15 protein-coding genes and 1 rRNA gene are annotated in these 24,502 nt (G+C 65.3%); 5 read left to right on the top strand and 11 right to left on the bottom strand.

Translation table 11 applies throughout. The annotated features are described in order from the left end of the window. The 4 genes from JW897_RS24450 to JW897_RS23840 all read right to left on the bottom strand — a co-directional run. Positions 1–4,345 (bottom strand): calcium-binding protein (locus tag JW897_RS24450; protein ID WP_275899900.1); only part of this gene is annotated, 4,345 nt, incomplete at its 3' end. 236 nt (positions 4,346–4,581) lie between these two features. Next, a complete protein-coding gene (locus tag JW897_RS23830) occupies positions 4,582–5,781 on the bottom strand; it encodes a glycosyltransferase family 4 protein (protein WP_205467892.1) in 1,200 nt (399 codons plus the stop codon). A 1-nt stretch (position 5,782) separates the two neighbouring features. Beyond that, positions 5,783–7,204 (bottom strand): HlyD family type I secretion periplasmic adaptor subunit, encoded by a 1,422-nt coding sequence (locus JW897_RS23835; protein WP_205467893.1) that lies wholly within the window; start codon positions 7,202–7,204, stop codon positions 5,783–5,785. 9 nt (positions 7,205–7,213) lie between these two features. Beyond that, positions 7,214–9,361, bottom strand: a complete 2,148-nt coding sequence (locus JW897_RS23840) for a type I secretion system permease/ATPase (RefSeq protein WP_205467894.1) — start codon at positions 9,359–9,361, stop codon at positions 7,214–7,216. A 362-nt stretch (positions 9,362–9,723) separates the two neighbouring features. Between JW897_RS23840 and JW897_RS23845 the strand changes: the two genes are divergently transcribed. Then, entirely contained in the window at positions 9,724–10,548 is an 825-nt protein-coding gene (locus JW897_RS23845) for a hypothetical protein (RefSeq protein WP_205467895.1), read from the top strand. Between the two features lie 26 nt (positions 10,549–10,574). Then, positions 10,575–11,435, top strand: coding sequence for a hypothetical protein (locus tag JW897_RS23850; protein WP_205467896.1), 861 nt, complete (start codon positions 10,575–10,577; stop codon positions 11,433–11,435). A gap of 39 nt (positions 11,436–11,474) precedes the next feature. Here JW897_RS23850 and JW897_RS23855 read toward each other — a convergent pair whose 3' ends face one another. The 4 genes from JW897_RS23855 to JW897_RS23870 form a co-directional block, all read right to left on the bottom strand. Further along, positions 11,475–12,848, bottom strand: a complete 1,374-nt coding sequence (locus JW897_RS23855; protein WP_205467897.1) for an efflux transporter outer membrane subunit — start codon at positions 12,846–12,848, stop codon at positions 11,475–11,477. A 4-nt stretch (positions 12,849–12,852) separates the two neighbouring features. Next, positions 12,853–14,790, bottom strand: a complete 1,938-nt coding sequence (gene macB / locus JW897_RS23860; RefSeq protein ID WP_205467898.1) for a macrolide ABC transporter ATP-binding protein/permease MacB — start codon at positions 14,788–14,790, stop codon at positions 12,853–12,855. Then, positions 14,787–15,983 carry a macrolide transporter subunit MacA gene (gene macA, locus JW897_RS23865; protein ID WP_240352360.1) on the bottom strand — a complete coding sequence of 399 codons (1,197 nt, stop codon included), beginning with the start codon at positions 15,981–15,983 and terminating at the stop codon, positions 14,787–14,789. Before macA ends, macB begins: the two co-directional genes overlap by 4 nt. Before the next feature lie 151 nt (positions 15,984–16,134). After that, complete coding sequence (locus tag JW897_RS23870; protein ID WP_048412802.1) at positions 16,135–16,509, bottom strand: cysteine-rich CWC family protein; 375 nt, start codon at positions 16,507–16,509, stop codon at positions 16,135–16,137. Between the two features lie 178 nt (positions 16,510–16,687). Here JW897_RS23870 and JW897_RS23875 point away from each other — a divergent pair, with 178 nt between their 5' ends. Then, the gene (locus JW897_RS23875) at positions 16,688–17,836 is read left to right on the top strand and encodes a branched-chain amino acid ABC transporter substrate-binding protein (RefSeq protein ID WP_205467900.1); all 1,149 of its coding nucleotides are present in this window, start codon (positions 16,688–16,690) and stop codon (positions 17,834–17,836) included. 140 nt (positions 17,837–17,976) lie between these two features. Then, on the top strand, positions 17,977–18,237 hold the full coding sequence (locus JW897_RS23880; protein ID WP_048412800.1) for a GlsB/YeaQ/YmgE family stress response membrane protein: 261 nt from the start codon (positions 17,977–17,979) through the stop codon (positions 18,235–18,237). A 59-nt stretch (positions 18,238–18,296) separates the two neighbouring features. On the opposite strand, the gene JW897_RS23885 is transcribed toward JW897_RS23880, so the two are convergent. Together JW897_RS23885 and putA are read right to left on the bottom strand one after the other, a co-directional pair. After that, positions 18,297–19,523: a branched-chain amino acid ABC transporter substrate-binding protein gene (locus JW897_RS23885; protein ID WP_205467903.1), complete on the bottom strand. Its 1,227-nt coding sequence runs from the start codon at positions 19,521–19,523 to the stop codon at positions 18,297–18,299. Between the two features lie 275 nt (positions 19,524–19,798). Beyond that, positions 19,799–23,401 (bottom strand): trifunctional transcriptional regulator/proline dehydrogenase/L-glutamate gamma-semialdehyde dehydrogenase, encoded by a 3,603-nt coding sequence (gene putA / locus JW897_RS23890; RefSeq protein WP_205467901.1) that lies wholly within the window; start codon positions 23,399–23,401, stop codon positions 19,799–19,801. Between the two features lie 308 nt (positions 23,402–23,709). On the opposite strand from putA, the gene JW897_RS23895 reads away from it, so the two are divergent. After that, a complete protein-coding gene (locus JW897_RS23895) occupies positions 23,710–24,063 on the top strand; it encodes a DsrE/DsrF/TusD sulfur relay family protein (RefSeq protein WP_205467902.1) in 354 nt (117 codons plus the stop codon). 247 nt (positions 24,064–24,310) lie between these two features. Here JW897_RS23895 and rrf read toward each other — a convergent pair. Beyond that, positions 24,311–24,425: ribosomal RNA gene (rrf, locus tag JW897_RS23900) — 5S ribosomal RNA — on the bottom strand. Positions 24,426–24,502: the final 77 nt, after the last annotated feature.

A 24,502-nucleotide genomic window follows, 5' to 3' on the forward strand; every position in this document is an offset into this window, starting at 1 on the left:
GGTCGGCGCCGTTGCCGCCGTTCAGCGAGTCGTTGCCGATCCCCCCGCGCAGCGTGTCGTTGCCGTCTTCGCCGTACAGGCTATCGTTGCCCGCACCGCCTTCCAGCAGGTCGTTGCCGGCCCCGCCGTACAGCGTGTCGTTGCCGGAGCCGCCGAACAGGCTGTCATTGCCTTCATTGCCGAACAGCTGGTCATCGCCGGCCAGGCCGAAGATCACGTCATTGCCCTTGGCGCCCTTCAGCGTATCCGCGCCGTCGGTGCCGTTCAGGGTGACGGCGGCCAGGCTGATCAATTCCAGCAGGCTCCAGCTTCCGCCGTTGGCGAACACGATGCTGCCGGACCATGAGCTCTGCACCGACATGCCGGCCTGGATGGTGATGCTGTCCACGCCGTTGCTATGCCGCAGCACCACATCGTCGCCAATGCGCACCACGGTGATGTCGGTCACCGAAATCCCCACGCCGAAGCGGATCTCCTCGTAGCTGCTCCAAGCGAGGTTGACGCCTTTTTCGCCATAGCGAATGGTGTCCTGGCCGTCGCCCAGATTGAAGATATAGACATTGCGTCCCGCGCCGCCTTCCAGCACATCGTTGCCGGCGCCGCCCTTCAGCGTGTCGTTGCCGCCGCGGCCAATCAGGGTGTCGTTGCCGGCGCCGCCGTCCAGCAGGCTGCCGCCCGCGCCGCCAATCAACACATCATTGCCGGCGGTGCCGATGTAGATGCCGCTGGCCCACTGGTTGATCTGCACCGCGCTCCAGCTGTTGCCGTCGGCGAACACCACGCTTCCCACCCAATTGCTCTGGCTGGTGAACCAGCCCTGGATCAGCACCGAATCCACGCCGTTGGCGTGTTGCAGCAACACATCGTCGCCCACGCGCACCACGGTGATGTCGGTCACCGAGATGCCGGCGCCGAAACGGATTTCGCTCTGGTGGCTGACGCTGACGTTCAGCGAGTTGTTGATCACCACATCGCGGCCGTCGCCCAGATTGAAGACGTAGATGTCTTGGCTGCCGCCGCCCTTGAGGGTGTCGTTGCCCTTGCCGCCTTCCAGGATGGACACGCCGCCGCCGGCGCTGATCAGCACGTCGTTGCCGGCGCCGCCCTTCAGGGTGTCGTTGCCGCCGCCGCCGATCAACACGTCGTCGCCGTCGCCGCCGTCCAGCAGGTCATGGCCCTTGCCGCCCTTGAGGACGTCGTTGCCGCTGGTGCCGATGAAAATGCCCGCCGCAAACTGGCTGATCTGCACGGAGGTCCAACTGCTGCCGTCGGCGAACACCACGCTGCCCACCTGGGACAGCTGGCTGCTGAACCAGCCCTGAATGCGCACCGAGTCGCTGCCGTTGACGTGCTGCAGCACGATGTCGTCGCCAACGCGCACCACGGTGATGTCGGTCACCGCAATGCCGACGCCAAAGCGGATTTCGCTGCTCATGCCCACCGATACGTTCAGCGAATTGTTGATGATGAGATCGCCGCCGTCGCCCAGATTGAACACATAGATGTTCTGATCCGCGCCGCCGCGCAGGGTGTCGTTGCCCTTGCCGCCGTCCAGGATCACCGTGCCGCTGCCGGTGGCGATCAGCACGTCGTTGCCGTTGCCGCCGCGCAAGGTGTCGTTGCCGCCGCCGCCAATCAGCGTATCGTCGCCGTCGCCGCCTTCCAGCAGATCGCTGCCGCTGCCGCCGTGGAAGGCGTCGTTGCCGCTGCCGCCCACATAGACGCCTTTGACGAACTGATTGATCTGCACTGAGGTCCAGCTGCCGCCGTCGGCGAACACCACGCTGCCCACTTGCATGCTCTGGCCGCTGAACCAGCCCTGAATGCGCACCGAATCGCTGCCGTTGACATGCTGCAGCAACACGTCGTCGCCGACGCGCACCACAGTGATGTCGGTCACCGAGATGCCGACGCCGAAGCGGATCTCGCTGCTCACGCCCACCGACACGTTCAACGAGTTGTTGATGATCACATCGTTGCCGTCGCCCAGATTGAACACATAGATATTGTGCTCGCTGCCGCCTTGCAGGGTGTCGTTGCCCTTGCCGCCTTCCAGGATCACGGTGCCGCTGCCGCTGCCAATCAGCACGTCGTTGCCGGCGCCGCCCTTCAGGGTGTCGTTGCCGCCGCCGCCGATCAGCGTGTCGTCGCCGTCGCCGCCGTCCAGCAGATCGCCGCCCTTGCCGCCGGTCAGCACATCCTTGCCGCTGGTGCCGCCCGCGGCCACCACCATGGTCAACAGTTCGGCCGCGCTCCATTTGGAACCGTCGGCGAACACCACCACGCCGGCCCAGCCGGTCTTGTCGACCAGGCCGTTCTTGACGCGGATGCTGTCCTGGCCGTTGACGTGTTGCAACAGCAAGTCATTGCCGGCGCGCAGCACGCGGATGTCCTTGGCGCTGATGCCGGCCTTGAAGCGGATTTCGTCGTTGTCGCTCAAGGCGGCGATCTTGCCTACCTGGGAGCCGTAGTTGATCAGGTCGCGGCCGTCGCCCACGCCGAAAACAAAGGTCTCGCGGCCCTTGTTGCCGATCAGCACGTCGTCGCCGGCGCCGCCTTCCATCGTGGTGTGGCCGCTGACGCCGCCTTGCAGTTGGTCGTCGCCGGCGCCGCCGCGCAAGGTGTCCTCGCCGCCGTTGCCTATCAGGGTGTCGTTGCCGGCGCCGCCGTCCAGCAGGTCGGACTGGCCGGAGCCCAGCAGCAGATCGTCGTCATCGCCGCCGGTCTGCACTTCCAACAGTTTCTGCGCCAATTCCGCGCCCAGCCAGACGCTGCCGTCGGCGAACACGATCTGGCCATGCCAGCCATGCTCAAGGCTGAAGCCCGCCTGAATGGTGATGGAGTCGCTGCCGTTGGCGTGAATCAGCACGATGTCGTCGTCCTGGCGCACCACCCGGATGTCGTCCACCGAAATGCCGACGCCGAACACAATGCGGTCCTGCAAGGTCACGCTGACGTCCACGCCGTGCGCGGCGATCACGTCCGCGCCGTCGCCCAGGCCAAACTGATAAATCTCCGCGCCGGCGCCGCCCACCAGGGTGTCGTTGCCCGCGCCGCCGATCAGCACGCTGACGCCCGCGCCGCCGCTGATCAGCACATCGTTGCCCAGGCCGCCGATCAGGGTGTCGTTGCCGCCGCCGCCGATCAGCGAATCATTGCCGGCGCCGCCGTCCAGCAGATCGCTGCCTTCCCAACCGATCAGGGTGTCGTTGCCGCTGCCGCCCAGCTGGGTCAGCTTGATGTCGGCCTGGGTCCACACCACGCCTTCGGCGAACACGATGCGTTCGATCCGGCTGGACGCGCTGACGAAATAGCCTTCCACCACCAGGCGGTCGCTGCCGTTAACGTGGATCAGCACCAGATTGTCGCCCTGGCGGCTGACGCTGACGTCCTTGACCAGGATGTCGGCGCCGAAACGGATTTCGTCTTTCACCGACACATCCAGGCCGCCGGCGTCGCGGATCACGTCCACGCCGTCGCCCAGATTGAACTGATACACATCGGCACCGGCGCCGCCGATCAGCACATCGTTGCCGCGGCCGCCGTGCAGCACATTGTTGCCGCTGCCGCCGTCCAGCGTGTCGTCGCCGCCGCCGCCCAGCAGGGTGTCGTTGCCGTCTTCGCCAAACAGCTTGTCGTTGCCGGCGCCGCCGTCCAGCAGATCGTCGCCGCCGCGGCCGTTCAGCACGTCATTGCCGCCCAGGCCGATCAGATGATCCTTGCCCAGCCAACCATTGAGGATTTCCTTGCGCTCGCTGCCGGTCTGCACGATCACGCGCTGCGCCAGATCGTTAATGCCCCATTCGCCGCCGTCGGCGAACACGATGCGCTCGATCCAGAAGCTCTTGTCGGCGAACCAGCCCTTGATGGTGACCGCGTCGTCGCCGTTGCGGTGCGACAACAGCAAATCGTCGCCCACATGCTCCAGCTGGATGTCTTCCGGGCGGATGCCCAGGCCGAAGCGCAGTTCGTCGCGGTAGGCCGGATCTGTATCCGCCGCGTCGCGCTTGTCCTGGGCGTTGTCGGTAATGGTGTCGAAACCATCGCCCAGATTGAACAGATAGATGTCCTTGTCCGCGCCGCCGATCAGGGTGTCGTTGCCCTCGCCGCCGGCCAGCACATTATTGCCGCTGCCGGCATTGAGCAAGTCGTCGCCCGCTCCGCCTTCCAGGGTGTCGTTGCCGGCGTAGCCGTTGAGCACGTCGTCGCCGGCGCCGCCCTGCAGCAGATCATTGCCGTCGTAACCGTTCAAAGTGTCGTTGCCGGCACCGCCCTTGAGCACATCGTCCTGCGGGCCGCCTTCCAGCACGCCGCCCAGGTCGCTGCCCGTTACGCTTGTCGTCATAACTTGTTTCCTTATCAATATTTGTTCGTGTCATCACGCACTACGATTTACTGCTTGCTACTACTCTTTCCGGTTCCACCGCCTAAGAACCTATTCAAAGTCTGCTGCGCTTCGGCGATACCGCGTTGAAAACCCCTTCGAAATGCTCATGTACCACTTGTACATTCCGCTTCCTCAGCGGTTTTCGCCTTGTCTCGCCCTTGCTCGCGAGACTTTGAATAGGCTCTAAGCCGACTTCACTCCGCCGGCAAGCCCAACAACCGTCGATAGCCCGCCAAGCCCGCTTCCACGCTGTAGCGCTCCGCCGTCTCCCGCGCCGCAAGCCGCAGACCACTTCCATCCGCCTCCAAGGCCGCGCCCACCTTCTCCGCCAGCGCCGCCGCGTCGAAGAAGTCGGTCAGCTCGCCGTTCTCCCCATCCCGGATCACTTCCCGCACCGGCGCGGTGTCCGACGCCACGATCCGGCAGCCGCTCGCCATCGCTTCCAGCAGGCTCCACGACAGCACGAAGGGATAGGTCAGGTAGACATGAACCGCCGACACCTGCAGCACCTGGCGGTAGACCTCGTACGGCACTTTGCCCAGGAAGTGCACCCGCTCTGGGTCCACCGGCTTGTCCCGCAGCAGCTTTTCGCGCCAGTGGGCGGCGTCGCGCGGCGCGCTGCCGTAGCTGACGCCGTCCCCGCCGACGATGACGATCTGGCTGTCCGGCCGTTGCCGCAGCAGCGCCGGCAAGGCGCGCATCAAGGTGTGGAAGCCGCGATAGGGTTCGAGATTGCGCGCCACGTAGCTGACGATGGGCTGGCCGGCGCGCAGCGTCCGGCCGTTGGGCAGGGCCAGCGTCGCCGCCGGGTCCGGGCCCAGCAGCTCGGTGCGGATGCCTTCGTGCTGGATGCGCACGCTCGGCCGGTAGGCCGCCGGGTGCAGGCTGTGTTGCCAGTGGGTCGGGGTGACGCTGTGGTCGGCGTGTTCCAGATTGAGCAGGTGCAGCGCGTTGCGCGCCCGCAGCCGCGCCGCGCCGTCCAGGCTCAGCGGGAATTCCGGGTCGAAGTCGGCGTCGGCCCCGCGGCCGTGGTAGTAGTATTCGCTGTAGTGGATCAGCCGCGCCGTTGGGAACAGGTCTTTGAGGAACAGGGTTTCTCCCCAGCCGGGGTGGGCCAGGATGGCGTCCGGCCGGTAGCCGCGCTGTTGCAGCGGCTGCAAGGCGCGCAGCACCGCCTGGCCGTGCAGCACCGCGTCTTCGTAGCTGTGCAGATAGGGGTGGGTGTGCCGGTGCGGGCCGCGGTGCGGCCGATAGCGCAGCAGTTTGACCCCGGCCAGGCCGGGCGCGCTGTCGCGCCCCACCGCCAGCAGTTCGATGTCCGGCCGCTGTTTCAGGTGTTCGGCGATGTGGCGCAGTTGGCCGGGGAAGTTTTGGTGGATCAGCAGCAGTTTCATCTCAGCGCTCGCGCAGCCCTTCGCCCACGTGCTGTTGCAGCGGACTCAGGAAGTAGTCGATCACCCGCCGCCGGCCGGTCTTGATTTCCGCGCTCACCGCCATGCCGGCGCTGAGCCGCACTCGCGCGCCGTCTATGTTCAGGTGGTCTTGCTTGAGCCGGATCCGCGCCAGGAACACCAGGCCCTTCTTCTCGTCTTGCATCGCGTCGTGGCTGACGCTGTCCACCACGCCGTCCAGGTAGCCGTAGCGGGTGTAGGGGAAGCTTTCCACTTTGACGGTGGCCGCCTGCCCCGGCCGCACAAAGCCGATGTCCTTGTTTTCGATCTGCGCTTCGATTTCCAGGATTTCGTCCTGCGGCACCACCGCCAGCAGCGGCTGGGCTTCGGTGACCACGCCGCCCACGGTGTGGATGGCCAGTTGTTGCACGCTGCCCGCCACCGGCGCGGTGAGCCGGGTCAGCGCCTGGCGCTGGCCGGTTTTTTTCTGGTCTTCGCCGTATTGGCGCATTTGTTCGCGCGCTTCGCGCAGTTTGTCCATCGCCTCGCTGCGGAAGTTGGCTTGCAGCGCGCTCAGTTCTTGTTGCTGGCCGGCGATGGCGGCGTTGAGTTCTTGCAGCCGGCTTTGCTGGCTGGCCAGGTCGCCGGCCTGTTCGATGCGCGCTTGTTGTTTGTCGAGGTAGGCGTGTTTGGAGATGAAGTTCTTGGCCAGCAGGTCTTGGTAGTCGTGTTCGCGCGCTTCGGCGATGCGGGCGGTGGCTTGCAGTTTGCTCACTTGCTGGCGGGTGGTGGCGTGTTCGGCCTGGCGTTGGCGCAGGGTGGCGCCCAGCGCTTCGAGCTTGGCCTGGTAGCCGCGCCATTGGCCCAGCGCCAGGCTTTCTTCGGCCACGCGCTGGCCGTCGGCGACGCCGGGGGTGGCCGGCAGTTGCGGCAGCCGACCGCTGTCCAGCGCGTTCAGCAGCGCCTGGTAGCGCGCGGCGGCCAGCGCGGCGGCGGCGTGGGCGTCGTCGGCTTTTTGCTTGTCGGCGCTGGCGCCGGTGGCGTCCAGCTCGATCAGCACTTGGCCGGCCTTGACTTGCTGGCCGTCGCGCACGTGGATGGCTTTGACCACGCTGGGTTCCAGCGGCTGCAGGATCTTGGTGCGGCCGCCGCTGACGGTCTTGCCGCCGGCGACAGCGACGATGTCGAGCTGGCCCAGCGCGGACCACAGCAGCGCGACGCCGAACAACGCGGCGATCAGGCGCATGCTCCACATCGGCAGCGGAGACGGCGGGCTGTCGGTCAGTTCCAGGTGGGCGGGCAGGAAGGCCAGTTCGTCTTCGCGCCGCGGCTGCGGGTCCAGTTGGTGGCGGATGGCCCAGTGCGCGGCAAAGGCCTGCCGGTAGCGCCGCGCGAAGTCGCGCAGCGCTTGCAGTTGGTGCTTCATGATGCGGGTTTATCCTTGTTGCAGGCTGTGCAGGCGGGCGTAGTAGCCGTCGGGCTGGCGAAGCAGGTCTTCGTGGCGGCCGCTTTCGACGATGCGGCCTTGGTCCATGGCGATGATGCGGCTAGCGCCGCGCACGGTGCTCAAGCGGTGGGCGATGATGAGCACGGTGCGGCCCTGGCAGATGGCGCGCATGTTCTGCATGATCGCGCGTTCGGATTCATAGTCCAGCGCGCTGGTGGCTTCGTCCAGGATCAGGATGCGCGGGTTGCTGATCAGTGCGCGGGCGATGGCGATGCGCTGGCGCTGGCCGCCGGACAGGCTGGCGCCGTGTTCGCCCACAATCGTGTCGTAGCCTTCGGCCTGTTCCATGATGAAGTCGTGGGCGCCGGCCAGTTTGGCGGCGTGGATCACTTGGTCCAGCGCCAGCCCCGGTTCGGCCAGCGCGATGTTGTCGCGGATGCTTTGGTTGAACAGCAGGTTCTCTTGCAGCACCACGCCGATCTGCCGCCGCAGCCAGGCCGGGTCGGCCAGCGCCAGGTCGTTGCCATCCACCAGCACGCGCCCGGATTCGGGCACGTACAGCCTTTGCACCAGTTTGGTCAGCGTGCTTTTGCCGGAGCCGGAGCGGCCGACGATGCCGATGACTTCGCCGGCCCGGATGTCCAGGCTCAGCCCGCGCAGGATTTCCGGGCCGTCCGGACGGTAGCGGAACACCACTTGGTCGAACTGGATGCGGCCCTGGATCGCCGGCAGCGCCGCGCGGCTGGCCGGCAGTTCGCTGCGGGTGTTGAGGATGTCGCCCAGCCGCTCCACCGAGATGCCGATCTGCTGGAAGTCCTGCCACAGCTGCGCCAGCCGCACCACCGGCGCCGCCACTTGGCCGGCCAGCATATTGAAGGCGATCAGCTGGCCGACGGACAGGTCGCCGGCGATCACCAGCCGCGCACCCAGCCACAGGGTGGCGACGGTGACCAGCTTCTGGATCAGTTGCACGCCGTTCTGGCCGATATTGGCCAGCCGGGTGACGCGGAAGCCGGCGGCCACGTAGGCGGCCAGTTGGTTGTCCCAGCGCCGGGTCATGTGCGGTTCCACCGCCATCGCCTTGATGGTGCCGATGCCGCCCACCGCTTCCACCAGGAAGGATTGGTTGTCGGCGCCGCGCGCGAACTTCTCGTCCAGCCGCCGCCGCAGCAGCGGGGTCAGCCCGGCCGACCACAGCGCGTAGCACGGCAGCGACACCAGCACGATCAGGGTCAGCCAGCCGCTGTAGTACCACATCACCGCCAGGAACACGAAGGAGAACAGCAGGTCCAGCACCGTGGTCAGCGCCTGACCGGTCAGGAAGTTGCGAATATTGTCCAGCTCGCGCACCCGCGCCACGGTATCCCCCACCCGCCGCGCTTCGTAGTAGGCCAGCGGCAGCGCCAGCAGGTGGCGGAACAGCCGCGCCCCCAGTTCCACGTCGATGCGGCTGGTGGTGTGGGCGAACACGTGGCTGCGCAGCGCCGACAGCGCCACATTGAACAGCGACAGGATCAACAGCCCGACGGCGATCACGTCCAGGGTGTTGAAAGCGCGGTTGACCAGCACCTTGTCCATCACCACCTGGAAGAACAGCGGCGTCACCAGCGCGAACAGCTGCAACACCAGCGACACCGCCAGCACTTCCAGCAACAGCTTGCGGTATTTGACGATGGCCGGCACGAACCAGGTGAAGTCGAACTTGGCCAACGCGCCCGCCGCCGACGCGCGCGAGGCCAGCAGCAGCAGCCGGCCGGCGTAGCGCGCCGCCAGCTCCGTCTGGCTCAGCACTTGCGGCCGGCCGTGCTTGAGGTCGTGGATCAGCACTTTGTCGCCGTCGCAGCGGGCGATGATGAAGTGTTCGCCGTCCGGGCGCAGCGCCAGCGCCGGCAAGGCGGTCAGGCTCAGGCGATCCGCGCTTTGTTTGACGATGCGGGCTTTGAGTTCCAGGCCTTTGGCGGCCAGCAGCAGATCGGTTTCGCTAAAGGGTTCGGCCTGGCGGCCGTATTGGTGGGTGAGTTGCGCCGGGTCGGCGGCTACGCCGTGGAATTGGGCCAGCAAGACCAGGCCGAGCAAGCCCAAATCGCTGATGTTTGCGGCGGAGGCTGCGCCGTCCGTATCCGTTTGAGCAAGCATGATGACTGATTGTATTTAATGATTTGGGGCACGATATGCCACACCATTACCCAATACAAGTAACAGATTCACATTTTATTATGTGATTATTTAGCGCAACCAATAAGTGTTTGTTTGAAATAAAGCTTTTATTGATTTGCAATGTTCTAAGTAAAACTACGCATTGACCGTGCCGCGCGCCAAATCAGTCTCCGTTTGCCCTCATGCCGAATGTCATGCGAGCAAGGATTCCCCAAGCCGTCTAGATTGGTACAATAAGCGGCCCGTGACGGCAGCCCGCGGCGGCCGTCCGCCCGTTCACGATCCAAGCGCCTGCCGACGAACGCAAGCAGGCTCCAAGAACACCCCAGCATAGGCAGCAGATGACCAGTCCGAACCAGGCCGCCAACCCGGCGCCCACCGCCGAAGAACCGGTGCTCCGCGCCCCGGAAAACGAAAACACCCTGGCCACGCTGGCCATTCCGCTGGGCGAGACCATTCTGACGCTGACCGCCAACGGCACGCCCATTTACGGCATCTTGCAGCGCAGCCGGGCGATGACCGAGCAATCCGACTTCTTCCGCTTGCAGTTCCGCGGCTACGCCCGCGCCGACGGCCACCGCTGGCAGTTGTTCGAGGGCGAGGACAGCCATTTCCAAGCGGCCCACAACTGCGCCTGGGTGCGGGTGGATCGGCCCAGCCGCACCGTTACCTTCGGCCCCAAAAGCGGCGTGATGGCCAGCCCCGGCTTTGTCGGCACCGGCTTGGACGCTTTCCTGTTCGCCAGCGTCATCGCCTGGGCCAAGGGCATTTGCCCGGATCACGCCATCAGTCCCGGCATGATCAGCATGAGCCAGACCTCCTCGGAAGAAGAGCGGCTGCAACGCAACGCCTTCTTCGCCAGCCAGGGTTTTGAATTTGAATGGCAGGACGCCAACCAGCGTTCGGCGCTGTACTTCAAGGACAAGGTCAACAAGCTGCTGGGGGTGTGGAACAAGGAGCTGATCACCGAGGTGGGCGGCGAGGCGATGCTGCAATCGCTGGCGCGCCAGGACGAAACTCGCGCCGAGCTGGAACAGCGGCTGGAAAAGCTGGAAAGCGTGCACGACAACCTGAAGCGGGCGCTGCAAAAAGAACGCACCACCGCCCAGATCCTGACCGGGGTGCTGATCCTGTTCGCGATCTGCGGACTATGGGCGGTGATCTAGCGCCACGCTCCCATGAAAAGTAGGCAATGAAGCAGAAACCTAATAATGTTTACCACGCCCTCAAGCTCGCTGCCCTCGCCGCCTTCACAACACTTGCCTGGATCCGCCCGGCAGCCGCAGCTCAGCCAGCCGATGTTGACCTAGCCGGCAATAGCATCAAGACCTTGACGCTGGAGTCGACGTCGGAGCCGGCGGAATCGAAGCAAGGCTGTACTACGGATCGCCAGCTGTGTATTGAGCTAGTGGCGCAAACCAAGGAGGCTCCGCCCATTCTCAGGATCCAGCCCGCCGCTGGCCAGGGCGCTGACGCACTGCTGGAATTGCGCAACTTACAGACCGACGCGCTATGGGACAATCGCCGCAGCCTGTCCCTATGGCCCTACATGGTGCAAATCGCCGCCACCGATCAAGGCGTGATGGTGGGCGTCAGAGAAGACGTCAGCACCATGTATTCCGGCGGAGGCGGCTCTTTCAGCACGCTGCGCCTGCTACAGATTTACCCCAAGGGCGCCGGATTTGAAATGCGCGAGGTGCTGGCGCTGCCGCTGGCCAGCTCTCTGATGATACGCGCGTGCTTTTCGGAACGGGATTTCGCCTACAGGCGAGGTGCCTGCCATGACGAATACAGTTTTTCTTCCAACATCAAGCTGGACAGAAGCGTTGCGGCCGGCTTCCCGCGCTTGATCTACCGCACCCGCGCCACCAGCTTTCCCGGCCCGGTCTCCCGCAGCCGGGACTCACTGGGCAAGCGTCTAAGGAAAAAAGACATCGCCACTGTGGTGGACCAGGCCTGCACGTTCCAGCGCCTGCTGACGCGGCAGCCGGATAGCGGCGTCTATGCGCCGGACAAGCCGATGCCGGCCTGCGACGAATATCTTGAGCCTTAATCCCGCCCCTGGACAAAGCCTGGTCGGGAACCTCGCCGCTCAGGCCGTGGGCGCGCCGCCCAGCACCTTGTAAAGGTCCGCCAGGTTTTTCAATTGCTCCTGCCGTAACCGGACCAGCGCGGACTCGCCGCCGCGCCGCGCCTTGGCCGCGTCCAGCCAGGTTTGCGCGTCCACCGCGCCGGCGCGATAGCGGCTTTCCGCCAATTGTTCGCTGCGCCGGTTCAAGGCCAGCGCGTCCGCTTGCAAGCGGACGGAAGCTTGCAGCCGCTGGCGCGTACTCAAGGCGTTGTCCACTTCCTGGTAAGCGCTGTATAGCGTTTTGCGGAAACTGACGGTTTCCAGCTCGTAATCGGCCTGGCTGCTCTTCAGTTGCAGGCCTTGCTTGCGCCATTCGAGGAAGGGCAAGGACAGAGAGGCGCCCAAGCTCAGCAAGGGATTTTGCACCAGGCTGCTCAGCGCGCCGCTGCTGGAGCCCAGCGAGCCGGTCAGCTTCAGCGCCGGGAAGAAGGCGGCGCGTTCCTGGTCCACCTTGGCCAGCTTGCCGCGCAGGCGCGCTTCCGCCGCCATCAGGTCCGGCCGGCGTTCCAGCAGGCTGCTGGGCAGCCCGGCGTCTATCGCCGGCAAGGCCGGCGCCAGCGGCAGCTCGGCGATAGCCGGCAGCGCCGCGCCGGAGGCATGGTCCAGCAACAAGGCCAGCGCGTTTTCCTTTTGCCCGCGCTCGTCGGCCAGCGTCAGCAGGTCCGCCTGCTGGCTCAGCACCGCGCTGCGCGCCTGAGTGGCGTCCTGCTCGCTGGTGGCGCCGGCGCGCCACTTGGCCTCCGCCAGCGCCTGAATCCGGCGCAGATCCGCCAGATCCGCCTGCCCCAGCCTCTGCCGCGTCTTCAGCGCGGCGATGTCCCAGTACAAGCCGGCCGCGGCGCTGTCCGACAGCAGCCGGGCGGCGGCTTCGTCGTAGGCGCTGGCGCGGAACTCCTGGTCCGCCGCGCGCAGGCGCGCGTCCACCCGCCCCCACAGGTCCAGTTCATAGCTGGTGCTCAAGCTCGCGCCGCTGCTGCGGCTCCAGGCCGAGGATTCGCCCAGCGTGCGCTTGGTGCCGGCATTGAGCTCGCCGCTCAAGGAGGGCAAGGCGTCGCTGCGTTCCAGGCCCGCCGCCAGCTGCGCCTTGCGCAGCTTGAGCAGGGCAACGCTCAAATCCGGGTTGCGGCTGCGCGCCTGTTCCAGCACCGCCAGCAAGCCGGCGTCGCCGAAGCCTTGCCACCAGCGTTCGCGGCTCATGTCCGTCTGAGTTTGGGACGAGGCGCCGCGCCATTGTGCCGGCGCTTCCAGCGCCTGGCGTTGATACGGTGTGCTCTGGCAGCCGGCCAGCAACAGGGCCAGGCCCAAAACCGTGAGATTGGATTTCCAAAGCGTCAAACACTTACTCCCGCGCCAAGGCGTCGATCGGATTCAAACGCGCCGCGCTACGCGCCGGCAGATAGCCAAACACCACGCCGATGGCGGTGGAACACGCCACCGCCAGCACGATGGCCTTCAGCGACAGCGCCATTTTCCACTTGCTGACCAAGAGCGCGAACACGAAGCTGATGCCGTAGGACAGGCCGATGCCTATGGCCCCGCCCACCAGGCAGACCAGCACCGCCTCAGTCAGGAATTGCTGCAGCACGTCGGACTGGCGAGCGCCCACCGCCATGCGGATGCCGATCTCGCGAGTGCGCTCGGTCACCGACACCAGCATGATGTTCATCACGCCGATGCCGCCCACCACCAGCGAGATCACCGCGATCAGGGTCAGCAACAGAGCCAGGGTGCGACTGGTGTTTTCCACCGTCTTCAGCACTTCATCCATGTTGTAGGTGAAGAAGTCCTTGCTGCCATGGCGCAGGGTCAGCAGATGGCTGAGCGCCTTCTCCGCCAGCGCGGTGGGCTGGCCTTCCTTGATGCGCACCACCATGTAGTCGAAATAGGCCTGCCCGAACAATCGGCTGCCGGCGGTGCTGTAGGGCATCCACATTTGCAGCGACTTGCCGCCGTAGCCGTTGTCCTTGGTCTCCACCACGCCGATGACGGTGGCCGGCACGCTGCCCACCAGCACCACCTGGCCGATGGCTTCCGCGTCGGCGAACAGCTTGCGGCGGGTGTTGTTGTCTATCACCACCACCTGGCGCTGCATGCGCACGTCGTCGCGGCTGAAGCCGAGGCCGGCGGCCATTTTCATGCCGCGCACGCGGAAGAAGGCGCTGTCCACGCCGGACACCGAGGCGTTGACGTCGACGTTACGGTAGCGGATGCGCAAGCTATTGGTGGTGACCGGCGACACGCTGTCGACGTAGGGTTCCTCGGCCAGCGCGGCCAAGTCTCCGGGCAGGAAGGTGCGCACGCCGTCGGCCTTGTCGTCGCCCCAGTCCTTGCCGCGATACACGGTGATGGTGTTGGTGCCGATGGAGCGGATGTCGTTCAGCACGTAATTGCGCGCGCCCTCGCCCACTGCGATGATGGACACCACCGAGGTGATGCCGATGATGATGCCCAGCATGGTGAGCACGGTGCGCAGCCGGTTGGCCAGCATGGCGAGCATGGCCATCTTGAAGGCTTCGCTCATGCGTTCGCGCCAGGCCGGGCCGGGCTTGGGCCGGCGCGGCTCGCGCGCGTCCGCCGCAGGGGGCGGCGCGTCGGCGGCGCTGTCGCGCAGGATCTCGCCGTCGCGGATTTCGATGATGCGCTCGGTCTGCGCGGCGATCGACGGGTCGTGGGTGACGATGATGATGGTGTGACCGGCGGCGTGCAGCTCCTTGAGGATGTTCATCACTTCCTCGCCGCTGTGGCTGTCCAGCGCGCCGGTGGGTTCGTCGGCCAGGATGATGTCGCCGCCGTTCATCAGCGCCCGCGCGATGGACACCCTCTGCTGCTGGCCGCCGGACAGCTGGCCCGGGCGGTAGTCTTCCTTGCCGGCCAGGCCCAGCCGCTCCAGCAGCTGCCGCGCGCGCTCGCGCCGCGCTTCCTGGCTCATGCCGGCGTACACCGCCGGCATCGCCACATTGTCGATGGCGCTCAAATGCGGCAGCAGGTGGTAGCGCTGGAAGATGAAGCCGAAGTGCTCGCGCCGCAGCGTGGCCAGCTGGTCCTTGTCCAGCGCGCCCACGTCGCGCCCGCCCACCTGGTAGCGGCCGGCGGAAGGCTGGTCCAGGCAGCCCAGGATGTTCATCAGCGTGGACTTGCCGGAACCGGAGGCGCCGATGATGGCCACCATCTCGCCGGCGCGGATGTCCAGGCTGACCTCCTTGAGCACCGCCACTTCCTCATCGCCGGACGGAAACCGGCGCCACACCCCGGACAGCGTCAGGCTGGCTCCGCTCATGCGCTCACCATCACGCCGCCGCTGGATTCTTCTTCCTTGCCGCCGGCTTCGCTGGTCACCACTTTCTCGCCGGCCTTCAAGCCGTCCAGAATCTGCACCCGGGTGGCGGTCTTCAAACCTATGCGCACCTGCCGCTCATGCAGTTGGCCGTCCTTGCCCTGCACCTTGACGCCGTAGCGGCCATCCTTGCCGGCCGCGCCCAGCGCGCTCAGCGGAATGCTCAAAGCCTGCTTGGACTCCGCCAGCACGATGCTGATCTGCGCGGTCATGTCCACGCGCAGCTTGCCGTCGACGTTCTTCACGTCGAACAGCGCCTTGTAGAAGTTGGCGTTGTTGATTTTCTCCGGCGTCGGCAGGATGGCGCGCAGCTTGCCGCGGATGGGCCGGTCCGGCGCGCCCAGCACGGTGAAGTACACCGGCAGCCCGGCCTTGACGCGGATCACGTCGGCCTCGGCCACCTGGGCGTGCACCGTCATGGTGCTCAAGTCCGCCAGTTTCAGGATCACCGGCACCGTCTGGCTGGCGATCACGGTCTGGCCTTGTTGGGTGACGATTTCTATCACCTCGCCGTCCATAGGCGCGGTGATGCGGGTATAGCCCAGCGTGGTGCGGTTCTTGTCGATCTGGAAACGGTTCTGACGGATTTGCGCCTGCAGGTCGTCCAGCTCCGCGGTCTGGGTCTGATAGGCGGTTTCCGCCGCCAGCAGGTCTTTTTGCGAGGTGGAGCCTTCGCCCATCATCTGTTTCTGACGCGCCAGCTCGCGCTCGGCCTGGCGCAGCGAGGCCTGCTTGCCGCGCAGCTGGGCCACGCGGGACTCCAGTTGCGCCTCGGAGGCTTTCAGATCGTTGAGGCTGTTTTCCGGATCGATCTCCGCCAACAATTCGCCCTTGCTGACGCGGTCGCCGGCCGCCACGTTCAGCGTTTTCAGCTGACCGCTGGCCTGGGCGCCCACATCCACCTGCCGCAACGGCTTCAACACGCCGCTGGCCAGCACCACATCTTCCAGATCCGCGCGGGTGACTTCCGCGGTCAACACCTGCGGCGCCGGCTTGGGCGCCAGCCACAGCCACAAGCCCCAGCCGGCCAGCGCCAGCGCCGCGGCCAGCGCGATGCCGTTGCGCCACGGCCGCCGGCCCAGGTTGACGCGGCGGCGCCCACGCAAGGAGCCGATAAAATACAGGGGCAACAGCAATTTACGAATCCAACGCTTCCAAAGTGTCATGTGGTAAGGAGCCGAACCGGAAAGGAGGAAAACATCTTAGGACCGCGGGCAATGGGCTTTGGTTGCACCCCGCGGCGACAATACGCGTTTGGCATTCAGCGCGATCAAGCCTGTCCGCGCGCTACAAGGGCGGCGTCAGCCCGCGCGCCAAATAGCTTTCCCGCAGATGGAGGCGCAGGCACTCCGGGCACAGGCAATCGCCGTGGCCGTAAGGCAGCGGCAGCACCTGCGGCAGGTCCGCGCACCAGCAAGCGCCCTGAGCGCCGCCGTCGCCGCAGCGGAAAGCCGCGCCGCAACGCTCGCAGCGCTTGTCCTTGACCTTGGGCTTCAAGGCGATCAGCCGCTGCCACACCGCGCGTTTTTGCTCGTCGTCGAAACCGGACCAGCCGGCGATCTCGTCCAAGGTGCGCAGGCAGCCCAGGCAATAAGCGCCGCCCTCGTCGAGGCGGCAGAGGCCGACACAGGGCGAGGCGGGAGCTGGATACCCCTTTGTCATCAAAAATCCATCTTTTGTCGCAAAATCAGACCGCTATTTTAGCGCAAAGCCGCCGCCGGCACGCCGCCGGGGTTGACGCTAATCCGTTTATGCACCAAAAATGGGCCACCGCCTTATTCCTGAGGCGAATATCCAAATAGACAAAGCTAAATAGACAAAGAGATCTCAGGAGAAACTCATGAAAACGCATCTTAGCCTCATCGCTTGTGCCGCGCTGGCCCTGACCGCCTGCGGCAAGTCCGAACAAAGCGCCGGCAGCGCGCCGGCCGAAGCCGGCGCGGTGGTGGTGAAAATCGGCTCCGCCAACCCGCTGACCGGTCCTTTCGCCCACTGGGGCCGCGACGCCGACAACGGCGTCAAGCTGGCGGTGGCGGAAGCCAACGCCGAAAAGTTGACCCTGGACGGCAAGCCGGTCACCTTCGAAGTGGTGTCCGAGGACGACCAGGCCGACCCCAAGACCGCCGCCCAAGTGGCGCAACGCCTGGTGGACGGCAAGGTGGCCGGCATCATCGGCCATCTCACCTCCGGCGCGGCCATCCCCGCTTCGCGCATTTACTCTCAGGCCGGCATCCCGATGATCGCCGCCTCGGTGACCAGCCCCAGCTTCACTCAGCAAGGCTTCAAGAACACCTTCCGCATCATCGCCAACGACCGCCAGCAAGGCGAGGCGCTGGCCAAGTACGCGATCGAAACGCTGAAGGCCGGCCGCATCGCCATCGTCGACGACCGCACCACTTACGGCCAGGGCCTGGCCGACGACTTCGCCAAGGCAGTGGAGGCGGCCGGCGGCAAGGTGGTCAAGCGCGAGTTCACCAGCAACAGCGCCACCGACTTCATGGCCATCCTCACCTCGATCAAGGGGCAGAAACCGGACCTGCTGTTCTACGGCGGCATGGACGCGCAGGCCGCGCCCATGGTCAAGCAGATGAACAAGCTGGGCCTGAAGGCCGCCTTCATGGGCGCCGACGGCATCAATACGCCGGAGTTCTCCAAGCTGGGCGGCGACAGCGCGGAAAGCAGCTACGCGTCCAGCGCCGGCGCGCAAAAAGACAAGATGCCCGGCTTCGCCGACTTCAGCGGCAAATACAAGCAGCAATTCAACGCCGACATCCAGGCTTACGCGCCCTACACTTACGACGCCGCGCGGGTGATGATCGCCGCGATGAAGCGCGCCGGCTCCGCCGATCCGGCCAAGTACCTGGGCGAACTGCCCAAGACCGACTTCAAGGGCGTGACCGGCGAGATTCGCTTCGACGACAAGGGCGACATCCAGCACGGCACCGTGTCGCTGTATCAATTGCGCAAAGGCCAGTGGATCGGCCTGTAAACACCGGCGCTCCGCCCCGTACCGACACCCCGGCGCTTGCCGGGGTTTTTGTTTTCCGCCGCCAGGCTCCAAAAAAACATGGCGCCATATTAAATAAATGGCTATAACTATTTATCCACAAACTAACATAAGGAGAGGATATGGGACTACTCGTTTCCCTGCTGGCCGGCGGCGTGATCGGCTGGCTCGCCGGCAAGATCATGGGCGTTAGCGAAGGGGTCATCGCCAACATCATCATCGGCATCATCGGTTCGGCGCTGGGGCACTGGCTGTTTGGCCGCCTGCTGGGCATCTCCTCCGCCGCGGCCGCCGGCTCTTTTTCCCTGCCCGGCCTGGCCTTCGGCATCGCCGGCGCCGCCATCCTGATTTTCCTGCTGAAGAAGATAGGCCTGCTGCGTTGAACGGGCAAAGAAAAAGGCGACGCTGAACGCGTCGCCTTGCAGCGGAATGCTTGATTAGCTTATTTGGCCGCGGAAGCGTCCTTGGCCGCAGCGGCGGCGCCGCCCACGGTTTCCAGCACCTTCCATTCGCCGTTGACCACCTTGTAGACGGTGATGCCGCCGTCTTTCAGGTCGCCCTTGGCGTCGTAGGTCCAGCTGCTGGAGGTCACGCCGGAATGGGTGATCTTGGCCAGCACCGGCAGATAGGCTTTGGGATCGGTGGAGTTGGCGTCCTTCATCGCCTGGATCAAGGCGCGGGTGGCGTCGTAGCCGTACGGCGAGTAAGTGGCCACGTCCATCTTGAAGCGCGCCTTGTAGCGGCTCTCGTAGTCCTTGCCCTTGGGCATCTGATCCAGCGGCAGGCCTGCCAGCGAGGCGATGGTGCCGTCGGCTTCCTTGCCCGCCAGTTGCAGGAAGGTCGGGGTCTTGGTCATTTCGCCGGAAATCAGCGGCGCGGTCAGACCCAGGCGCTTCATCTGCTTGGCCATCGGCGCGGATTGCGCGTCGGCGCCGCCGTAGAACACCACGTCCGGCGCGGCGGCCTTGATCGAGGTCAGAATGGCGGCGAAGTCGGTGGCCTTGTCATTGGTGAACTCGCGCTTGACCACATTGCCGCCGGCGGCCTTGGCGGCCTTCTCGAATTCGTCGGCCAGGCCCTGGCCGTAAGCGGTGCGGTCGTCGACGATCACCACTTTCTTGGCGCCCAGCTTTTCCACCACGAACTTGCCCATCACCGAGCCTTGCTGGGTGTCGGAAGTCATCGAGCGGAAAGTGTTCTTGAAGCCCTGGGCGGTGAAGGCCGGCGAGGTGGCCATCGCGATCATCGGAATGCCGGCGTCGGAATAGATCTTGGAAGCCGGGATGGAGGTGCCGGAGTTGAAGTGGCCGATGATGCCGTTCACTTTCTCGTCGACGAATTTCTGCGCCAGCTGAGTGGCGGTTTTCGGATCGGCCTGGTCGTCCTGGGCCTCCAGCTCGAAGCTCACCGGCTTGCCGCCGATGGTGGGCTTCTCGGCGTTGGCGTCTTCGATCGCCAGGGTCACGCCGTTTTTGTATTCTTCGCCGTAGTGAGCCTGCGGGCCGGTCAACGGCGCCGCGAAGCCGATCTTGATCACGCTGCCCGCGGCGGCTTCAGCGCCGGCGGAAGCGCCTGCTGCCGGCGCGCCCTCTTCTTTTTTGCCGCATGCGGACAAGGCGACGGCGGCGGCCACGGCCAGGGAAAGAGTCGTCAGTTTATTGGCTTGCATCATGTTTCCTCTATTTCTCCAGAGATCCCCACCCGTCTATCGATCAGGAATGGGAGTTTGCGGAACCTGCCTAATGTTGTTATGTACATCCCGCCATACCCGAGTCGGGATGCGAGCGCGGCGGCTGGCGGCATTATTCCAAGGCCGCCAGCTTGTGGCAAGTGGCTTGTTGGACAAGCCCCCGCCACCCCATGCGCGCCGACGCATGGGCAAATTGGTTTGACGCGCGGTTTTGCAAGACGGGCGGGCCGCCGTCGCCGGGGCCCGCGCCGTGCTTAGTCGCCAATGCTCATCAAGCTGGCGTTGCCGCCCGCGGCGGTAGTATTCACGCTGATCGCGCGTTCCACCACCAGGCGGTGCAGATTGTAATGACCTTGAGCGTCGACGCGCAGCAGCGGCACCAGGGCGCCGTCGCGCGCGGCCAGCACGCGCTGGGCGGCTTCGGCCTCGGCTTCGGAACCGGCAAACAGCACCGCGCCGACATCCGCCGCCAGCACATCGGCGTCCAGCTCCACCAGGGCGCCCAGCTTGGCGGCCAGGCCGCGGCCGGCCTCATTGGCCGGCAGCACCGCGCGGTTGCCGGTGGCGAAGGCCGCCGCCAGCTGTTCCGCCAGCGCTTGCGCGGTGGCGGCCTGGCAGCCCACCTTGCCGCGCGGCGCGAACTGCAGCGAGTTCCGCTCGCCGGTGGGACCAGGCAAATTCACCAGGCTGGCCAACGCGCTGTCCTTGCGCGCCGCGGCGATCGCCGGCTCCAAGGCCAGGCCCAGGCCGCCGGCGGCCGCCGCCAACGCGTCCAGCGCCGGCAAGGACAGCGGCAGGGTGTCCACCGCCAGCTTCGGCTCCCAGGCCGCGCGCGTCAGCCGGTACAGATAGAAGGGGCCGCCGGCCTTGGGGCCGGTGCCGGACTTGCCTTCGCCGCCAAACGGCTGCACGCCCACCACCGCGCCGACGATGTTGCGGTTGACGTAGACGTTGCCCACCTTGATCTGGCTGACGATATTGTCGATGGTCTCGTCGATGCGGCTGTGGATGCCGTGGGTCAGGCCGTAGCCGGTGGCGTTGATCTCGGCCACCACCTTGTCCAGCTCATTGGCCTCGAAGCGCAGCACATGCAGCACCGGGCCGAACACTTCGCGCTTCAACTGCTTGAGATCGGCGATTTCAAACAGAGTCGGCGCCACGAAGGTACCGTTGGCGCAGTCGTCGCCCAGCTTGATCTGGTGAGTCGCGCGCGCGCTGTCCTTCATTTTCTCGATATGGGCGAGCAGGCCGGCCTGGGCTTCGGCGTCGATTACCGGGCCGACGTCGATGTCCAGCTTGGCCGGATTGCCCACTTTCAATTCATCCATCGCGCCCTTGATCATGGCGATGACCTTGTCGGCGATGTCGTTCTGCAGATAGAGCACGCGCAGCGCCGAGCAGCGCTGGCCGGCGGAGTCGAAGGCCGAGCTGAGAACGTCGGCGACCACCTGCTCCGGCAGCGCCGAGCTGTCCACGATCATCGCGTTCTGGCCGCCGGTTTCGGCCACCAGCACCGGGTCGCCGCCGCGCTTGGCCAGCGTGCGGTTGATGATCTGCGCCACTTCGGTGGAGCCGGTGAAGATCACGCCCTGAACGCGCGGATCCGCGGTCAGCGCCGCACCCACCACTTCGCCGCGGCCCGGCAGCAGTTGCAGCGCCGCGCGCGGCACGCCGGCCTCGTGCAACAAGCGCACCGCGTGCGCGGCGATCAGGCTGGTCTGCTCCGCCGGCTTGGCCAGCACCGCGTTGCCGGCCGCCAGCGAGGCCACCACCTCGCCGATGAAGATCGCCAGCGGGAAGTTCCACGGGCTGATGCACACCACCGGACCCAAGGGGCGGTGGCTGGCGTTGTCGAATTCGTCCTCGATCTGCATCGCGTAGTAGCGGCAGAAGTCCACCGCCTCGCGCACCTCGGCGATCGCGTTGGCCAGCGTCTTGCCGGCCTCACGCACCGCCAGGCCCATCAGCGCCGGCATCTGGTCTTCCATCAGGTCGGCCATCCGCTGCAGGCAGGCGGCGCGTTCGGCCACCGGCGTGGCGGCCCAGTCGGCTGCGCCCTGCTGCGCCAGGTCCAGCGCGCGCTCCACGTCCGCCGCGCTCGCCTCGATCACGCGGCCAACCAGATCGTCGTGGTCGGCCGGGTTGCGCACTTGCTGCACTTCGCCGTCGGTGACGTCGCCGTCGCCCAGCATCGGGAAGGCGCCCCACTGCTGCTTCTCCGACGCTTGCAAGCCCAGTTGCAGCGTGGCCAGCACATGCTCGCTGGACAGGTCCAGGCCCTTGGAGTTTTTGCGCTGTTGACCATACAGTTCCAGCGGCGCCGGAATCTTCTTGTGCGGCTGGCCGCCGTGGCGCGCGGCCTCGGCCACCGGGTCCGCCACCAGCTCGTCGATGGACACCGCCTCGTCCACGATGCGGTTGACGAAGGAACTGTTGGCGCCGTTTTCCAGCAGGCGGCGCACCAGATAGGCCAGCAGGGTTTCATGCGAGCCCACCGGCGCGTAGATGCGGCAGGCCTTGCCCAGCTTGTCCTTGCCCACCACCTGGTCGTACAGGGTCTCGCCCATGCCGTGCAGGCACTGGAATTCGTAGTCCTTGCCGGAAGCCAGATTGAACACCGCGGCCAGGCTGTAGGCGTTATGGGTGGCGAACTGCGGATAGATCGCGTCCTGCGCGGACAACAGCTTCTTGGCGCAGGCGAGGTAAGCCACGTCGGTGTAGACCTTGCGGGTATAGACCGGGTAGCCCGGCAGGCCGTCCACCTGGGCGCGCTTGATTTCGGCGTCCCAATATGCGCCCTTGACCAGGCGCACCATGAAACGATGTTTGCTGCGACGCGCCAGATCGATCAGGAAATCGATCACATAGGGGCAGCGCTTCTGATAAGCCTGCACCACGATGCCTATGCCCTCGAAGCCGTCCAGATCCGGGTCGTTGGCCAGCGCCTCCACCAGGTCCATCGAAATTTCCAGGCGGTCCGCTTCTTCGGCGTCGATGTTCAGGCCGATATCGTACTGCTTGGCCAGCAGGAACAAGCCCTTCAAACGCGGCAGCAACTCAGCCATCATCCGCTCATGCTTGATGCGGCTGTAGCGCGGGTGGATGGCCGACAGCTTCACCGAAATGCCCGGGCCGTCGTAAATGCCGCGGCCGGCGGATGCCTTGCCGATGGCGTGGATGGCGGTCACATAGTCTTGCAGATAACGCTGCGCGTCGGCCTCGGTCATCGCCGCCTCGCCCAGCATGTCGTAGCTGAAGCGATAGCCGCGCGCTTCGCGCTCGCGGCCATTGGCCAGCGCCTCCTCGATGGTCTCACCGGTGACGAACTGCTTGCCCAGCATGCGCATCGCCATGTCCACACCCTTGCGGATCAGCGGTTCGCCGCCTTTGGCGATCAAACGGGTCATCGCCGCCGACAAACCATTCGCGCTGTGCGAGGCTACCAGCTTGCCAGTCACCAGCAAGCCCCAGGCCGCGGCGTTGACGAACAAGGAGGCGCTATTGCCCAGGTGGGCTTTCCAGTCGCCGCGCGCGATCTTGTCGCGGATCAGCTTGTCCGCGGTTTCGCGGTCCGGGATGCGCAGCAGCGCTTCGGCCAGACACATCAGCGCAATGCCCTCGGCGCTGTCCAACGAAAACTCATGCATCAAGGCATCCACCCCGCTGGACTTGGTGCGCTCGCGGCGCACCTCCGTCACCAGGCGTCGCGCCAGATCCTGAACCGCCTTGACTTCGCCGTCGCTCATCGCCGCCTGCGGCAACAGCGCCTGCACGCACTCGCGTTCGTCGCGGCGATAGGCAGAGGTAATGGCGTCCCGCAGCGCCGACTGGCCATGGGCAAATGCGTCGAATTGCATGAATCATCTCCGTGTAGTTTGCAGCCCCCGAGCTGTCTCTTTTCATTGGTGCCCGGGAAATTTGTCTATTGTATACAAATGCAAATAGATTGCTGGACATTATGAAGGAAACTTTTCAGCCCATAATTCCAGAACAAACAAAACCAACTCGTACAAGCAGTTAGCCTCCGCAGCCCCGCCCCGCCGCCCGTCTCACTGTTGCATGCCAACAACTTGGCGCCTCCACCTTTGCCCCGGCCCGCGTATGCCAAAGCCGGCGCAACATGCCACAATGCCGCCCTGATCCTCTTCATCATAGGCAAACCAATATGCAAACCGTGCTGATCACTCTGAACGCCAGCCCCTACGGCGACGAACGCGCGCTCTCCGCGCTGCGCCTGACGCTGACGCTGGCGCAACAGGCCAAGCGCTGCCGGGTGCAGCTATTCCTGCTGTCCGACGCCGTCGTCGTCGCATTGAAAAATCAGAAAACCGCGCAAGCGCCCACCTTGGGCGAGATGCTGACCGAAGCGCTGACGCTGGGCGTTGAGGCGCGCGTCTGCCGCACCTGCGCCGACGCGCGGGGGATTCATGAGGATTTATTGCTGGCGGGAGTCAAGATCGGCACCATGCCGGAGCTGGCGGAGTGGACGCTAAGCGCGGACAAGGCGCTCAGCTTCTAAGAACCTGTTTACGATCTGCTGTGCGTCGGCGATACGGCGTTGAAAACAACTTCGAAATGCTCATGTACCATGTGTACATTCCGCTTTCTCAGCCGTTTTCGCCTTGTCTCGCTTTAGCTCGCGAGATCGTAAACACGTTCTAAGAACCAGTTCAAATGAGCGAGGCCAGGCGCAAACCGATTCCAAGCGCCTGCCGCGAGGCAAATGCAAAAAGCCCAGACCTTTCGGTCTGGGCTTTTCATTGGGCGCCTGGCAATGTCCTACTTTCACATGGCGAATGCCACACTATCATCGGCGCTAAGGCGTTTCACGGTCCTGTTCGGGATGGGAAGGCGTGGGACCGCCCCGCTATTGTCGCCAGGCATAAACTGTGTCGCTTGCCGCTTGGGAAGCGAAACGCCAAGTCTTGAACTTGGCGTTATCGTATTGGGCGTCTGGC

The organism is Chromobacterium alkanivorans (genome assembly GCF_016937655.1).
GTDB classification, from domain to species: Bacteria; Pseudomonadota; Gammaproteobacteria; order Burkholderiales; family Chromobacteriaceae; genus Chromobacterium; species Chromobacterium alkanivorans.

Bases quoted from the DNA above. Each gene is read 5' to 3' on its own strand.
- macB (WP_205467898.1), bottom strand. From the start codon at position 14,790: ATGAGCGGAGCCAGCCTGACGCTGTCCGGGGTGTGGCGCCGGTTTCCG.
- JW897_RS23830 (WP_205467892.1), bottom strand. From the start codon at position 5,781: ATGAAACTGCTGCTGATCCACCAAAACTTCCCCGGCCAACTGCGCCAC.
- JW897_RS23835 (WP_205467893.1), bottom strand. From the start codon at position 7,204: ATGAAGCACCAACTGCAAGCGCTGCGCGACTTCGCGCGGCGCTACCGG.
- JW897_RS23870 (WP_048412802.1), bottom strand. From the start codon at position 16,509: ATGACAAAGGGGTATCCAGCTCCCGCCTCGCCCTGTGTCGGCCTCTGC.
- JW897_RS23880 (WP_048412800.1), top strand. From the start codon at position 17,977: ATGGGACTACTCGTTTCCCTGCTGGCCGGCGGCGTGATCGGCTGGCTC.
- JW897_RS23875 (WP_205467900.1), top strand. From the start codon at position 16,688: ATGAAAACGCATCTTAGCCTCATCGCTTGTGCCGCGCTGGCCCTGACC.
- JW897_RS23840 (WP_205467894.1), bottom strand. From the start codon at position 9,361: ATGCTTGCTCAAACGGATACGGACGGCGCAGCCTCCGCCGCAAACATC.
- putA (WP_205467901.1), bottom strand. From the start codon at position 23,401: ATGCAATTCGACGCATTTGCCCATGGCCAGTCGGCGCTGCGGGACGCC.
- JW897_RS23885 (WP_205467903.1), bottom strand. From the start codon at position 19,523: ATGCAAGCCAATAAACTGACGACTCTTTCCCTGGCCGTGGCCGCCGCC.
- JW897_RS23850 (WP_205467896.1), top strand. From the start codon at position 10,575: ATGAAGCAGAAACCTAATAATGTTTACCACGCCCTCAAGCTCGCTGCC.
- JW897_RS23895 (WP_205467902.1), top strand. From the start codon at position 23,710: ATGCAAACCGTGCTGATCACTCTGAACGCCAGCCCCTACGGCGACGAA.
- JW897_RS23845 (WP_205467895.1), top strand. From the start codon at position 9,724: ATGACCAGTCCGAACCAGGCCGCCAACCCGGCGCCCACCGCCGAAGAA.